The organism is Pseudoclavibacter sp. 8L, assembly GCF_902506465.1.
Taxonomy (GTDB): domain Bacteria; phylum Actinomycetota; class Actinomycetes; order Actinomycetales; family Microbacteriaceae; genus Pseudoclavibacter.
On sequence record NZ_LR733186.1, the window covers coordinates 20,362 to 35,350 of the forward strand.

A 14,989-nucleotide genomic window follows, 5' to 3' on the forward strand; every position below is an offset into this window, starting at 1 on the left:
CGTCCCGGCGTCTCGGAAACTCGCCGTCTGATCTGGGTTTTCACTGGGTTGTGAGCCTCTGGGGCCGCGATTGTCGGTGGTCCGGTCCAAGATGCGGGTATGTCTTCGACCGATGATGTGACGCCGACCGGGCTGGGGTGCGATCCCCGCGATCCGGGGTCGGTCGCTGCGCGTCGTCGGCTGCTCCTGGCGCGGGAGACGGGGCTGATGGCAGCGGCTGCTGTGGTCGCGGCGGCGCAGGTGCGAGTTCGTGCTGAGCTGGCGGAGATTGCGGCAGCCTTGGATGCGGCTGAGGGCTCGGTGGAGCACGGTTTGCATGTGCGGTCATTGGCAGCCGAGGTGGCGCTGGTCGAACAGGTTGGGCAGTCGGTCGCGGAGGGACTGCTGCAGGAGGCGGTGACAGCGGTGCGTGAGTTCCCGGGGCTCGTGGACGCACTGGGTGCGGGCGCGGTGAGCGAGGCGCAGCTGCGGGTGCTGACCGAGGCAGGCCTGTCGGTGTCGCATGTGGATGCGGTGGAGCAGACAGCGCGGCGGGCTGCGTTCGTACGCGAGATGCTCACGGAGTTCGGTGCGCGGGTGCTGCCGCCCCGCGCGTTGCGGGTGGCGGCCGCGAGGGTCGCCGAGTCGTTGACGCAGGAGTCGGTGTGCGAGCGGTTCGCGCGGGCGCGGACGACGCGGTACGTGTCGGTGACCGAGGCGGAGAACGGCATGTGCCTTCTGCGAGCGCGGTTGCCGCTCATCGAGGGCAAGGCGATCGCGGACCGCCTGCGCAAGCAGGCGAAGGCCGTGATCCGGGCGAGGCCTGCACCCACGGGCAGCACGGGCAGCACGGGCAGCGACGGGAGTGCCGGCAACACCCAGAGCGCCGGGAACATTCAGAGCACCGGGGGTACTGGGAACAGCGAGAGCGCCGCGAGCGGGGCCCGCGCTGAGGGGCCGGGCGAGATGCTGGACGAGGCTCCGGATGAGCGGACGGTCGACCAGGTCAAGGCCGACCTGTTCGCAGACGTGCTCCTCACCTCGACGCCCACCTCCAACGTCGCGGCTGCGGGGATCCAGGCGAGCGTGCAGTTCACGTTCCCGATCCTCACGCTCCTCGGCACTGGCGGCGCTCTCGCCTCGGATTCTTCCCGCCTGACTCCGGCGCCCGCGCTGCTCAACGGCATGTCACCCATTCCGCTCGAGGAAGCAAAGCGACTCGCGGCAAACGCTCCCTCATTCCAGCGCATCCTGACCCACCCCATCACGGGAGCGGTCGCGGCCGTCGATACCTACCGCCCCACCGCGGCGATGCGGGCCTTCCTCACCGCGAGAGACATCCACTGCCGCTGGCCCGGCTGCCGGCAACCCGCCGCCCGCTGCGACCTCGACCACACCCACGCCTGGGAACACGGCGGCACAACCAGCATCGACAACCTCTGCGGACTGTGCAGAGGGCACCACGTCATGAAACACGCCACCGCCTGGACGGTGAGACAACTCGGAGGTGGTGTCCTCGAATGGCGCACCCCCAGCGGCAAGAGCTACACCGACCGCCCAGAACACCACGACACTCACGCCAACACCAACGTCGAATTCAGGCCGAGCGACGAGGCGCGCGACGGCCGCGCCGCGACAGGCACGGGGATGCCGTGGCCTGCGTCTCAGCAGAACAGCAACGCCGAGCCGCCAACCCCAGATGAGTCGAAACAGCGGGGGAGCGCAGACGAACCGCCGCCCTTCTAAGCTCGGAGCCAAGCGGCGTCAGGAAGGCTGATCGCTGCCCCGGGCGCGAGGTCTCACCCGAACCCTGCTAGAGAATGCGGCAAGAGCTCTGCCTGCCTGCCTGCCTGCCTGCCAGCCCGCCAGCCTGCCTGCCCGCCCGCGCGTTGGTTTGTCGGCACATCTGTTTGGCAAGCCAGCAGGCAGAAGGGCGGCGAACCAGCGAGCAGCGAACCAGCCAGCGCTAGCGGCGCTTGCGCTTGCCGCCCGATCCGCCCGCCTTGGCACGCTTCGCGGCGAGCTGCGCGCCGCGGCTCGTTCCGGAGGAGGTTCCGATTCGCTTCGCGGTCGCCCGCTTCTTCTGCTGCTCCTTCACGCGGCGCTCGGCCTCCGCTAGCGCCTGCTGCTCTTCCCGCTGCAGCGCGGCCGACTTCGCGCCGGTGCGTCCCCTCGAGCTGCCCGCGGTGCGCCCGCGGACGATGCCCACGAACTCCTCGGTATCGAGACGGTCGTCGGCGACCGCCCAGACCACAGAAACGGGAACCCGAGGGAGGTCGCTGATGACCCGATACGTGACGTCCTTGCGAGCGTGCTGCCTCGCGACCGACTGAGGGACGATCGCGACCCCCGCGCCGCCCGCGACAAGCTCCATCGCATCCGCCGGATCGGTCGTCATGGCCGCCGCGCCCGAATCGAGCCCAAGGCGCTCTGCCGCCTCCGCCCAATCGGGGGTCCACGCAGCCAGCACCAGCTGCCAGTCGTCGAGCTCCTCCAACCGCAACGGCTCATCGATGTCGAGATCCGACTCGACCGCCACCACAGCCACCACGTCTTCGGCGAACAGATCGATCGCGTTCAACCCCTCACGTTCGAAGGGGTGCCGCACGAAGGCGACCTGCGCTCCGTCATCGAGAACGAGCTGCCTGGCCTCGGCCGAATGCAGGGTCGTGAACTCCAGCGGCGTCTCTGCTCTCCGCTCCTCCCACACTCGAGACCACTTCCGTGGGTTGATGCCGGGGGCGAGAGCGACCGTGAGGTGCGTCGGAGTCTCCATGCCCGCAAGGCTACTGGGTACGATGCTCAGATGAGCGAATCAGAAGGCAACTCGGCCGAGAGCCACACCGCGGCCGACCGCGGGTCAGACCAGACCATGAAGCCGGCGACCGCCGCCAAGAAGCTCGGCATCTACCTGCCGGCAACCCCAGAAGCGTTCCAGGAAGCCCCGCTCACCCGTAGCGAGTTCCTCGAGCTGCAGGAGACCCCGCCCGAATGGCTGCAGGAGCTGCGCCGCACGGGTCCCCACCCGCGCGACATCGTCGCCCGCAAGCTCGGCATCACCAACTCCGGCCTCGCCCGCGGCGGTGTCACCGAAGCGCTCACCACCGAAGAGATCCAGGCCCTGCTCGAGAACGCTCCATCGTGGCTCTCCCACGAGCGGGGCGTCCAGGCGAAGGTCCGCGCCGAGAACGCCCGCGTCGCCGAACTGCACGCGAAGCGAAAGAACTGAGCCGACCTTGGCCCAGCTGCTCGCCGTCTGCGCCGTTGCGCAGCTCCGCCGGGACCCCGGTGCCGTCGGCGTCACTGCGATCGACAAGCGAACCCTTGAGGGCGCCGTCAAGGTGGGGCGCTACGGGGTCTACGGCGACGTGCAAGCCGATCGAAAGCACCACGGCGGCCTCGACCAGGCGGTCTACGCCTACTCGCAGATCGACGCCGACCACTGGGCTGAAGAACTCGGCCGTCAGCTTCCACCGGGCTTCTTCGGCGAGAACCTCCGCATCGACGGGCTCGACGTCAACGAACTCCACATCGGTGACACCCTCCGCATCGGAGACCTCACCGCCGCGGGCTCGTCCCGCGTCGTCGAACTCGTCGTGACCGCCCCGCGTGTCCCATGCCAGACCTTCGCCAGGTGGGTCGGGGGAGACGACGAACGTGGCTGGGTGAAGCGATTCAGCTCAGCCGCCCGCGTCGGCGCCTACCTGCGCGTCGCGAGGAACGGCAAGATCGCGGCGGGCGACACCGTCGAAGTCCTCGAGACGGCCGAGGGTGCGCCGACAGTTCGTCAGGTTTTCTCCGGCGCCCACGGCGGCTGAGACGAGCGAAGTCGAAGTCGAAGTCGAAGTCGAACTCGGTGCCGGTGCCGGATCCGGAGCCAAAGTCGGAACCGGAGCCGAGGTCGGAACCGGTCGAGGCCGAACCCAAAGCCAAGGCAAAGTCAGAGCCGTCGCCGTCGCCGAAGCCGAAGTCAAAGCTGAAGTCAAAGCAAGAACAAGAGTAAGACCCGGGTCGGAGCAAGAGCCGGCGCGAGACCGAGCGCCGGATCCCGGACCAAGCGCCGAAAGCACACGGCCTCGTGCACACCTGGCTCCCGCCCGTTTGCTGACGCCGAGCCGTCGGTCTGCTGACGCCGGACGGCTGGTCTGCTGACGCCGGACGGCCGGTCTACTGACGCCGAGCCGTCTGCCGAGGTCGAGCCGCCCGTCTGCTGCCGTCGAGCCTCGAGCCTCGACCCTTTGAAGCCGAGCCGCGCGTCTGCCTCGCCCAGTCACCGGCGGGAGAGTGTTTCGAAGCCCGCTCGCACCCTCCGCCGGTGGGCAATCGCTTGAGCGTTTGCCGCAACCGCAACCGCAACCGCAACCGCAACCGCAACCGCAACCGCAACCGCAACCGCTACTGCTACTGCTACCGCGGGCGCCCGTAGCCCTCGAGCAGCCGCAGCCAGAGCTCGCTGATCGTCGGGAACGACGGAACCGCATGCCACAGCCGTGAGAGGGGCACCTCGCCGACGACCGCGATCGTCGCCGCGTGCAGCAGCTCGCCCACGTCGGGGCCGACCATGGTGAACCCGACGACAACCCCGCGATCTTCGTCCACGACCATCCGGGCCGTTCCCTCGTAGCCCTCCGCGTGCAGCGAAGCCCCCGACACGTTGCCGATGGGCACGTCGATGGCCCGCACCCGAAGGCCCTGCTTCTCGGCGGCACCGCTCGTGAGCCCGACAGCGGCGACCTCTGGGTCCGAGTAGACGAGCTGAGGCACCGCGGCGTGATCAGCCGTGGCCACGTGCGTGCCCCAGGGTCCATCGTCGAGGGTGCGTCCCGCGGCGCGCGCCGCGATCGCGTCACCGGCCGCCCGCGCCTGGTACTTGCCCTGGTGCGTCAGCAGGGCGCGATGGTTGACGTCGCCCGCCGCGTACAACCAGTCGCTGCCGCGGACGAGCATCGTGTCGTCGACATCGATCCAGGCCCCGGACTCGAGCCCGGCCGTCTCGAGACCGACATCGCCCGTGCGCGGGACCCGGCCCGTCGCCACAAGAAGCTCACTGCTCTCGAGGGTGCGGCCGTCGTCGAGCGTCACCGTGACAGGACCGGACGCATCCCGGGCAACACCGGTTGGCGACGCGCCCGTGATGATCGTCGCCCCACGCGAACGCAGGGCCGCCACGACCGCCTCACCAGCGAACTCCTCGAAGCCGCCGAGGACCGTGCTCCGGGCGACCAGCGTCACCCGGGCGCCGAGGTCCGTGTATGCGGTCGCGATCTCGACCGCCACAACGCCGCCGCCGATGATCGTGATCGATTCTGGGATGCGCTCGACCGACGTCGCCTCTCGGCTCGTCCACGGCTCCGCGTCAGCAAGCCCCGGGATGTCCGGCAGCAGCGCCGCCGATCCGGTCGCGACGACGACGGCGACACGCGCCGAGTACGTCGTCTCGCCGACCGTCACCTCACGCTCACCCGTCAGGCGGGCATGCCCACGGACGAGTTCGATGCCGGCGTCCGACAACCAGGCCACCTGACCGTCGTCGCTCCACTCAGACACGTACGAGTCGCGACGGGCCAGGACTGCCGACACGTCGAGGTCACCCGTCGCCGCCTCGCGGCTGCCCGGCACGGCCCGCGCCGCGCGCAGAGCAGCCCCGCTTCGAAGGAGCGCCTTCGAGGGGATGCACGCCCAGTACGAGCACTCACCGCCGACGAGCTCCTTCTCGACGATGAGCGTGCTCAGGCCACCCTGGACAGTGCGGTCAGCCACGTTCTCCCCGACGGGGCCTGCGCCGATGACGATGACGTCGAACGTCGTCGCACTGGTTGGAGGCACGTTCTCCTCGGACGAGGGCTGAGACTCAGTGGCCACGCGCGATCCATTCTTCGAGGTGCGGCGATTCCGCCCCGATCGTCGTCGAATCCCCGTGACCCGTGAAGACCTTCGTTTCCGCCGGCAGCGTCAGCAGGCGCTCCGAGATCGACGCGATGATCGTCCCGAAATCGCTGTAGCTCCGACCCGTGGCCCCGGGCCCGCCGCTGAAGAGCGTGTCTCCGCTGAACAGCGCCCCGAGGGCCGGAGCGTAGAAGCAGACCGACCCGGGCGAATGGCCCGGCGTGTGCAGCACCTGCAGGTCGACCTCATCGATCACGATTCGGTCGTCGTCCGTGAGCTCGATGTCGGGAGCCGAGCCGGGGTAGACCGCATCCCAGAGCATCCGGTCGCCGTCGTGCAGCGCGACGGGCGCGTCCACGAGCGTCGCGAACTCCTGCGCCGCCGCGATGTGATCGTCATGCCCGTGCGTCAGGAGCACCCGGCGCACGCGGCGGTCGCCGACCGCGTCACGCACCGCCTGGGCGTCGTGGGCCGGGTCGATCACGACGACGTCCTCGTCGTCGCCGACCAGGTACACGTTGTTGTCGACGTCCCATGTGCCCCCGTCGAGGGAGAACGTGCCGCTTGTGACGACACGGTCGATGCGCACCTTGCCGTGGCCGCTCACAGCTCCACCACCGAACGCAGAACCGTGCCGTCCTTCATGCGGCCGAACGACGCCTCGATGTCGTCGATGCCGATGCGCTCCGAGACGAAGGCGTCCAAGTCGAGCCTGCCGAGGCGGTACTGCTCGACGAGCATCGGGAAGTCGCGACTCGGGAGGCAGTCCCCGTACCAGGACGACTTCAGAGAGCCGCCGCGGCCGAAGACATCGAGCAGCGGAAGCTCGAGGGTCATCTCAGGCGTCGGCACCCCGACGAGCACAACGCGACCGGCGAGGTCGCGGGCGTAGAACGCCTGCTTGTACGTCTCGGGTCGACCAACGGCCTCGATGACCACATCGGCTCCGAACCCGCCCGTGAGGGCTCTGACGCCTTCGACGACGTCCTCCTCCCGGGAGTCGATGGTGTGCGTCGCCCCGAAGTGGGCGGCACGCTCCAGCTTCGCTGGGTCGATGTCGACGGCGATGATCGTCGTCGCCCCGGCCAAGGCGGCCCCGGCGATCGCCGCCATGCCCACCCCACCGCAGCCGATGACCGCGACCGACTCGCCGCGCTTCACCTCGCCCGTGTTGATGGCGGCACCGATGCCGGCCATGACGCCGCAGCCCAGGAGACCGACGGCAGCCGCATCCGACTCCTCGTCGACCTTCGTGCACTGGCCAGCGGCGACGAGCGTCTTCTCGATGAACGCGCCGATGCCGAGAGCGGGGGAGAGCTCCGTGCCGTCCTCCAGCGTCATCTTCTGCGTCGCGTTGTGGGTGTTGAAGCAGTACTGAGGCTGCCCCTTCGCGCAGGCACGGCACTCGCCGCACACCGCGCGCCAGTTCAGGATGACCCGGTCGCCGACCGCGACCTCCGTCACGCCCTCGCCGACCGCCGACACGCGACCGGTGGCCTCATGGCCGAGCAGGAACGGGAAGTCATCGCTGATCCCACCCTGCTGATAGTGGAGATCGGTGTGGCAGACACCGCTCGTGATGATGTCGACCACGGCTTCGCCTGGCCCCGGATCGGGGACCAGCACCGTCTCGATCGACACCGGTTCGTTCTTGCCACGGACAACTGCACCTTTGACACGGGAGACCATGTGGCAAGGGTAGTCGTAGTCTCTCTGGATGGTCATCCTGATCGATCCGCCCGTCTGGCCCGCGCACGGCACGACGTTCTCGCACCTCGTGTCCGACGACTCCGTCGACGAGCTGCACGCCTTCGCCCGGAAGGCGGGCATCCGCGACCGCGCCTTCGACGTCGACCACTACGACGTCCCGGCCGAGCAGTACGGCGCTCTCGTCGCGCTCGGGGCCGAACCCGTGGGGGGCTCCGAGCTCGTGCGCCGACTCGTCGCGGGAGGCGTGCGCGTGCCCGCGCGCGACAGGCCCAAGCGGGCCCGGCTCACCCTCGTCCGACGCTGGGCCGAGCTCGAGCTGCCCGTGACTGGTGGCAGGCAGCGGGCGACGGATGCACTGCGCGACGACCTCCTGGACGCCTGGTCGGCTCCCTCCCGGCACTACCACGACGTGACGCACCTGCTCTCGGTGCTGGACGCCATCGACATCATGCGCCTCCGCGCCGCCGAGACCCGGGAGCCCCTGGCCGAGCGCGAACTGCTGACCGCCAGGCTCGCCGCCTGGTTCCACGACGCGGTCTACGAGGGCGCCGCAGGCGACGACGAACGCGCCAGCGCCGACCTCGCCGTCGAGCGGCTCACGGCCCTCGGCGTCGACTCCACCCTCGTCGCCGACGTCGAGCGCCTCGTGCTCGCGACCATCGTCCACACGGTGGCGGAGAGCGACGCGGCCGGTCAGATCCTCATGGACGCCGACCTCGCCGTCCTCGCGCGCTCGGAGGACGGCTACGCGCGCTACGTCGCGCTGGTGAGGCGCGATTTCGCGCACGTCACCGACGAGCAGTGGCGAGCCGGCCGCGCGTCCGTGCTCGAGACACTGCTCGCGACGCCCCGCCTCTTCGTGTCACCCGCCGCCCCGGAGGACTGGGAGGAACGGGCGAGACGAAACCTCGAGCACGAGCTCGACGCACTTCGACGCTAGGCGCCCACGTAGCCCGCGAGGTGCTTGCCGGTGAGGGTCGACGGGTCGGCCACGAGCTGCGCGGGTGTCCCCTCGAACACCACCGAGCCGCCATCGTGGCCAGCGCCGGGGCCGATGTCGATGATCCAGTCGGCGTGCGCCATGACCGCCTGGTGATGCTCGATGACGATGACCGACTTGCCCGAGTCCACGAGCCGATCCAGGAGCGAGAGCAGCTGCCGCACATCCGCGAGGTGCAGGCCCGTCGTCGGCTCGTCGAGCACGTACACGCCGCCTTTCTCCGCCATGTGGATCGCCAGCTTGAGCCGCTGGCGCTCGCCACCCGACAGCGTCGTGAGCGGCTGCCCGAGCCCCAGGTAGCCGAGCCCGACGTCGACGAGGCGCCCCAGCACCTTGTTGGCGGGACCGGTGGCGAAGAACTCGTGCGCCTCCGCGATCGACATCGACAGCACCTCGCTGATGTTCTTGCCGTCGAGCGTGTAAGCGAGCACCTCAGCCTGGAAGCGCTTGCCCTCGCATTCCTCGCACACCGTCGACACCGCCGCCATCATGGCGAGGTCCGTGAAGATGACCCCGAGGCCGTTGCACTTCTGGCAGGCACCAGAGGAGTTAGCGCTGAACAGGCCAGGCTTGACGCCGTTGGCCTTCGCGAAGGCCGCCCGGATCGCGTCGAGGACCCCCGTGTAGGTGGCGGGCGTGCTCCGCCTGGAGCCGCGGATGGCGGTCTGGTCGACGACGACCACATTGGCCGACTTCGGGATCGACCCGTGGATGAGGGAGCTCTTGCCCGAGCCCGCGACCCCCGTCACGACCGTCAGCACGCCAAGGGGGATATCGACGTCCACATCCTTGAGGTTGTGACGCGTCGCCCCGCGGATCTCGAGGCTCGTCTTCGAACCGCGCGTCTCCTCCTTGAGCGAGACCCTGTCGTCGAGGTGCTTGCCCGTGAGGGTCCCCGACGCGCGCAGTCCCTCGACCGTGCCCGCGAACTGCAGCTCTCCGCCGCCGGACCCTGCACGGGGCCCAAGATCGACGACGTGGTCGGCGATCGCGATCGTCTCGGGCTTGTGCTCAACGACCAGCACCGTGTTCCCCTTGTCGCGCAAGCGCAGCAGGAGCTCGTTCATGCGCTGGATATCGTGCGGGTGGAGCCCGACCGTCGGCTCGTCGAACACGTAGGTGACGTCCGTGAGGCTCGAGCCCAGGTGCCGCACCATCTTCACGCGCTGTGCCTCGCCACCCGAGAGGCTCCCCGACTCGCGGTCGAGGCTCAGATAGCCGAGCCCGATGTTCACGAGGGAGTCGAGCGTCTCCTGCAGGGTCGCGATGACCGGGGCGACTTGCCGATCCCGCACACCCTTCATGAACGCCGCCAGGTCGCTGATCTGCATCGACGAGCAGTCGGCGATGTTCTTGCCCTGGATTCGGCTCGCGAGGGCCACCTGGTTCAGGCGCGTCCCCCCGCACTCGGGGCAGGCGGTGAACGTGACCGCACGGTCCATGAAGGCGCGGATCGCGGGCTGCACCGCTTCCGGGTCCTTCGACAGGATCGACTTGTGGATGCGGGGGATGAGCCCCTCGTAGCTCAGGTTCATGTTGAGGGCCGGCATGTTGACCTTCGTCGGCTCCTTGTAGAGGAAGTCGTGCAGCTCTGCCTCAGAGAAGTCGGCAACCTTCTTGTCGCCGTCGAGGAACGGCGCGTCCGAGTATCCGCGCACCATCCACCCATCGACCTTGTAGCCGGGAATCGTGATCGCGCCCTCGTTCAGCGACTTCGTTCGATCGACGACCTCATCGATGTCGAGGTCGGTGACGCGTCCGATGCCCTCGCAGCGAGGGCACATGCCCTCGGCGAGGTTGAAGCTGAAGTGGCCGGCCGGTCCCGCCGATGGAGCCCCGAGGCGGGAGAAGATGATGCGGAGCATCGTGTGCGCGTCGGTCGCCGTGCCCACCGTGGAGCGGGCGTTCGCGCCCATGCGCTCCTGGTCGACCACGATGGACGCGCTCAGCCCCTCGAGCACCTCGACGTCCGGCCGCGCGAGGCTGGGCATGAACGACTGCACGAAGGCCGTGTACGTCTCGTTGATGAGGCGCTGGGACTCGGCCGCGATCGTCCCGAACACGAGCGAGCTCTCGCCCGACCCGGAGACGCCAGTGAAGACCGTGAGCTTCCGCTTCGGGATGTCGACGTCGATTCCCTTGAGGTTGTTCTCGCGAGCGCCGCGCACGCGGATGGTTTCATGCATGCGGTGATCGTAGCGACCCGCCGGGGTGCGAGCCACGCTCCGGAGGTCAGGGTGTGCTTCGATGCCCCCATGCCTCCGATCCACTCCCTCGACGATCTCGTCGAACTCGTCACGACCGATCTCGCTCGCGGAGACCTGAGCGCCGCCGCGACCGCCCTGGGGAGCGCGCCGCTCCCGGACGTCGCGGTCCTGCTCGAGCGCCTCCCGGCCCGGGATGCCGGCGTCGCGTTCCGGCTGCTGCCGAAGGACGAGGCCATGACCGTGTTCGAGCGGATGGACGCCCCAGCGCAGCGCGAGGTCGTCACGCAGCTCTCCGATGCCGACGTCGCGCGGGTGTTCGCGGAGCTCGACGCCGACGACCGGGTCGCGCTGATGGACGAGCTCCCGGCGAAGATCGCGAAGCGCCTCGTGCAGGAGCTGCCGGCGGATGAACGCGGCGAGACGGCGATCATCCTCGGCTACCCGGTCGGTTCCGTCGGCAGGCGGATGACGCCCGACTACGTGCACGTGTACGCGCAGGAGCTCGTCGGGGTGGCGCTCGAGCGCATCCAGCAGCGAGGCGCGGACGCCGAGACGATCTACACGATCCCGGTCATCGACGATGGGCGGCGCCTCCTCGGGGTCGTCAGTCTCCGCGAGCTGTTCTTCGCGTCGCCGAACGACGCCGTCGAGGAGCACATGGCGACCGCCCTCTACGCGCACGCCGATGACGACGCGGAGGTGACGGCACGGACGCTCGTGGACCGGGGAGTCCTCGCGATGCCCATCGTCGACCGCGAGGAGCGCCTCCTCGGCCTCCTCACGGGCGACGACGCACACCGCATGGTCGAGGCCGCCCGCGACGAGGACGAGGCGCACGCGGGAGCCTCCGAGCCGCTGAGGCGCCCCTACCTGACGACCCCCGTCTTCGCGGTCGTGCGCTCGCGCGTCGTCTGGCTGTTCGTGCTCGCGATCTCCGCCATCCTGACCGTGAGTGTCCTCGAGCTCTTCGAGGCGACCCTCGAGCAGCAGGTCGCGCTCGCCCTGTTCATCCCGCTCCTCACGGGTATCGGCGGCAATACGGGCTCGCAGGCCGCGACAACCGTGACGAGGGCCTTGGCGATGGGGGAGGTGCGCCCGAGGAACGCCTGGCCCGTCGCCCTCAAGGAGCTGCGCACGGGCATCGTGCTCGGCATCTCGCTCGGAGCGGTGGCCTTCGCCGTCGCGACGTTCTTCTACGGGCTGGGCATCGGCACCGTCATCGGCCTGACGCTGCTCTCCGTCTGCACCATCTCGGCGACCGTCGGCGGCGTCATGCCGCTGGTAGCGAAGTCCATCCGGGTCGATCCGGCGGTCTTCTCGACGCCCTTCATCTCGACGTTCTGCGACGCGACGGGACTCATCGTCTACTTCTCGATCGCGAAATCCGTGCTGGGCATCTGACGGATGCGCCCCTGGCTCCCGTCCAGAGGTCGGAAACGCCCGAGCTGATTCGGGGGCATCTCATGCTCCTTGAGCTCGCGGGGCTCGCGGGGCGACAGTCAATTCTGCTTCTCAAGGGGGCGAAATCTGACACAGCGCACTGCACACGTCTCCTCCGCTCGTCGCCTCAGATGGAGATCGCTGGACAGCGCCGGACCGTATACGACGCGCGTAACTCCGAAACCGTATCGTGGGCCGAGGCGTGGCGACGGAGGACGAGCTCCGACACCACGCAGGACTCTGGGGGGAGTCCGCGGCGCGCAGCGCTGAGAACCAGCGGGGGAAACAAGCATGTCCAGCAGCACGCTCAACGATGGAGCTCGAGCCGCAGAGCCTTGGCACACGCTCGAACGCGACCGGCTCTCGGGGCTCGCGCTCGCCGAACAGCGCCTCACCCTCATCGTCGGGATGCCGGGCGACGGTCGCACGACCCTCCTCAGGCAGATGCGGGGCAAGCTCGGAGCGACCGGCTCCACGGTCCTCTGGTGCGCCTCTCGGGCCGAGCTGCTTCGCGTCCTCGCCGAGCTCGACTCCGGGGTGCACACGGGGCGCACCGCGGTCATGCTCGACGACCTCATCGTGGCGCAGGACGACGAGCTGTGGGAGCACATCAGGCGGTTTGTGGCCGGCCCCGACCGCGAGCTGGGTGTGCGGTTCCTCATCGCCTCCCTCGGCATGCCGGACTGGGCCTCCTCGCTCGGCCCCGAAGGCATGGTCATCCACCCGAGCCAGCTCGCCTTCGACGCTTCCGAGCTCGACGGGCTGCTGGCCCTCAACGAACCGGGGGCACCGCCAGCGCTTCGGATGCGGCTCCTCGATGCGCTCGCTGGCCACCCCCTCACAACCCGCATCGCCCTGCAGCGCTCCCGTTCTGACGCGGACGCGGAAGGATGGTCCGTCGTCAGTGGCACGTCGAGCGCGGCCATGACGCTGCAGGAGCTCCGCCGTTTCGACCCCGCCGAGCTCGACCGCGTCGACGCGGTCCGCATGATGCGAGCCCTGAGCGTGCTGCGCCGCTTCTCGAGGGGCGACCTCCAGCTGCTCACCGCGGAGATCGCCGGTGATCACTGGTTCGACCAGCTCGCCTCCTCGCCGTACGGCACCACCGAGATCAACCGTCTCACGCTCGACGTCGAGTTCGTCTGGCACGCCGACACCTTCAGGCTCCTCACCGCCGACCGCTCCCCACACGAGGCGCGGACGTTCGCCTCCGGGGCCATCGGATTCTTCCCGGGGGAGCAGAACATCATGCAGCGACTCTTCCTGGCCTTGAGGGCTCGCGCGTGGGGTGAGGCCGAATCGATAGCGCAGCGTCACTTCAGGACCATCTACGAGTACGCGCCCCGCGAGAGCGTCGAGGAGATGGTGCAAGTCCCCGCGAGCGTGCTCGCTCGACTCGTGAGCACACGCCTGCTCGTCGCGCTCTTCAAGTGGCGACGCTTCGGGGCGACACGGGGCGTCCTGCTCAGCCTCCGCGAGTCCAGCCTCGCGACCACGAGGATCGCCCCAAGTGACCCCGTCGGACTGTTCGCTCAGGTCACCAGGCACTCGCTCGCGACCTCCTTCGGGGGCGACCGTGCGGCTGCCCGGCGGGGCCTCCAGGATGCGAAGGCACTCATCCGCGACGTCGACGAAACCCTGCTCGCCGCGCTCGCCGCTTCTCCCATCGCTCGCGGCCGGTTCGCGGCCGACTGCCTCGTGCTCGAGTGGGCAGCGATCCTCTCCGACGACCTGCCCTTCGCGCTCGAGCTCGCCGCGCTCGCCGCCGAGCAGGGCGAGGACTTCAACCGAACCGACGCCGATGCGCTGCGGCACGTCGAGATCATCGGCGTCATCTGCGGCGTCCGCCAGACCGACGCGGAGATGCTCAGCGGCCGGAGCCTCCCGGGCTTCGCCGAGTGCTTCGAGCTCCTCGATGACGGCAAGGAAGCCGGGGCGCTCGACGTGGCCAGGAAGCTCCGAGACCTGCCGCGAGCGGTCCTGCCGAAAGACACGGCGGCCAGCGTCCGGATCCTCATGGAAGCCCTCGTCGGCGACGAGGACCCGGTCGCCGAGGTCGAAGAGCTCCTCGAGCTCAGCGCCGAGTCCTGGCGCGATGGGCGACCCTCCACTCTGCTGACGTTCGCGGCGACCACCTTCTTCCTCACTCGCGGCCAGAGCGCTCGCGCGCAGCGGGCGGCCGACTACCAAGGTGCGCAGGGCGACTGCTACATCAATCTCGCCCGGTCCCTCGTCGAGCTCGCCAGCGGCCGGCACAGAGAAGCCATCGCACACGCTGAGGCAGCCCTGGCCGACACCAAGCTCGCCTCGAGGTTCGCATCGATCGCGAGAACGATCACGGCGCTGTGCCTGCTGCGGATGGGCAACCTGGCCGCCGCCGCCAACCGCATCGCGACGATCGCCACCCAGTGCCTCGACGACCGCAACGCCCGATTCGCGCTCCGCTTCGCGACGGACAGCGACGCTGCCCTCATGGCGTCTATCAGCGACAAGCTGCCGGGCCGCATCGCCGCCCTTCTTGTTGTCGTCGCGGCAGACTCCCGACCCCTGTCAGCCTGCACGGTCGGCGAGGAGCTGTCGAGCGCCGAGATCGAGGTGCTCAGGCTCGTGGGCCAGAACTGGACCAACGCGCAGATCGCCGCGCAGCGCTTCGTCTCCGTGCACACCGTGCGTGCTCAGCTGCGCAGCGCGTTCCGCAAGCTCGGGACCGGCGACCGGCGGTCCGCGGTGGCTGCCGCCGAGCGGCGGGGCTTCCTCGACTAGGAGT

General features: G+C 69.3%; 11 protein-coding genes. 6 read left to right on the forward strand and 5 right to left on the reverse strand.

Annotation, left to right across the window (positions count from 1 at the left end; all coding sequences use genetic code 11):
- Nucleotides 1–99 precede the first annotated feature (99 nt).
- Complete coding sequence (locus GV007_RS06840; protein WP_160071635.1) at nt 100–1,725, forward strand: HNH endonuclease signature motif containing protein; 1,626 nt, start codon at nt 100–102, stop codon at nt 1,723–1,725.
- A 220-nt stretch (nt 1,726–1,945) separates the two neighbouring features.
- Here the strand turns inward: GV007_RS06840 and GV007_RS06845 are convergent, their stop codons facing one another.
- Nucleotides 1,946–2,755: a substrate-binding domain-containing protein gene (locus GV007_RS06845; RefSeq protein ID WP_160071637.1), complete on the reverse strand. Its 810-nt coding sequence runs from the start codon at nt 2,753–2,755 to the stop codon at nt 1,946–1,948.
- Between the two features lie 96 nt (nt 2,756–2,851).
- Between GV007_RS06845 and GV007_RS06850 the strand changes: the two genes are divergently transcribed.
- Both GV007_RS06850 and GV007_RS06855 read left to right on the forward strand, forming a co-directional pair.
- Nucleotides 2,852–3,208, forward strand: a complete 357-nt coding sequence (locus tag GV007_RS06850) for a DUF5997 family protein (RefSeq protein ID WP_201297726.1) — start codon at nt 2,852–2,854, stop codon at nt 3,206–3,208.
- 7 nt (nt 3,209–3,215) lie between these two features.
- Nucleotides 3,216–3,797 carry an MOSC domain-containing protein gene (locus tag GV007_RS06855; RefSeq protein WP_160071640.1) on the forward strand — a complete coding sequence of 194 codons (582 nt, stop codon included), beginning with the start codon at nt 3,216–3,218 and terminating at the stop codon, nt 3,795–3,797.
- Nucleotides 3,798–4,386: 589 nt separating this feature from the next.
- On the opposite strand, the gene GV007_RS06865 is transcribed toward GV007_RS06855, so the two are convergent.
- Genes GV007_RS06865 through GV007_RS06875 form a run of 3 tightly spaced genes read right to left on the reverse strand, consistent with a single transcriptional unit; the run spans nt 4,387 to nt 7,554 of the window.
- Nucleotides 4,387–5,805 carry a dihydrolipoyl dehydrogenase family protein gene (locus tag GV007_RS06865; RefSeq protein WP_236558396.1) on the reverse strand — a complete coding sequence of 473 codons (1,419 nt, stop codon included), beginning with the start codon at nt 5,803–5,805 and terminating at the stop codon, nt 4,387–4,389.
- Nucleotides 5,806–5,830: 25 nt separating this feature from the next.
- Nucleotides 5,831–6,472 (reverse strand): MBL fold metallo-hydrolase, encoded by a 642-nt coding sequence (locus GV007_RS06870; RefSeq protein WP_236558398.1) that lies wholly within the window; start codon nt 6,470–6,472, stop codon nt 5,831–5,833.
- Nucleotides 6,469–7,554, reverse strand: coding sequence for an S-(hydroxymethyl)mycothiol dehydrogenase (locus GV007_RS06875; protein ID WP_160074116.1), 1,086 nt, complete (start codon nt 7,552–7,554; stop codon nt 6,469–6,471). The genes GV007_RS06870 and GV007_RS06875 overlap by 4 nt, the downstream gene beginning before the upstream one ends.
- A gap of 28 nt (nt 7,555–7,582) precedes the next feature.
- On the opposite strand from GV007_RS06875, the gene GV007_RS06880 reads away from it, so the two are divergent.
- Nucleotides 7,583–8,515: a DUF4031 domain-containing protein gene (locus GV007_RS06880; protein WP_160071646.1), complete on the forward strand. Its 933-nt coding sequence runs from the start codon at nt 7,583–7,585 to the stop codon at nt 8,513–8,515.
- On the opposite strand, the gene GV007_RS06885 is transcribed toward GV007_RS06880, so the two are convergent.
- Complete coding sequence (locus GV007_RS06885) at nt 8,512–10,761, reverse strand: ATP-binding cassette domain-containing protein (RefSeq protein WP_160071647.1); 2,250 nt, start codon at nt 10,759–10,761, stop codon at nt 8,512–8,514. The two genes, GV007_RS06880 and GV007_RS06885, sit on opposite strands and share 4 nt — an antisense overlap.
- Nucleotides 10,762–10,830: 69 nt before the next feature.
- Between GV007_RS06885 and mgtE the strand changes: the two genes are divergently transcribed.
- Together mgtE and GV007_RS06895 are read left to right on the forward strand one after the other, a co-directional pair.
- Nucleotides 10,831–12,183 (forward strand): magnesium transporter, encoded by a 1,353-nt coding sequence (gene mgtE, locus GV007_RS06890; protein WP_160071648.1) that lies wholly within the window; start codon nt 10,831–10,833, stop codon nt 12,181–12,183.
- Nucleotides 12,184–12,513: 330 nt separating this feature from the next.
- The gene (locus tag GV007_RS06895; protein WP_160071650.1) at nt 12,514–14,985 is read left to right on the forward strand and encodes a helix-turn-helix transcriptional regulator; all 2,472 of its coding nucleotides are present in this window, start codon (nt 12,514–12,516) and stop codon (nt 14,983–14,985) included.
- Nucleotides 14,986–14,989: the final 4 nt, after the last annotated feature.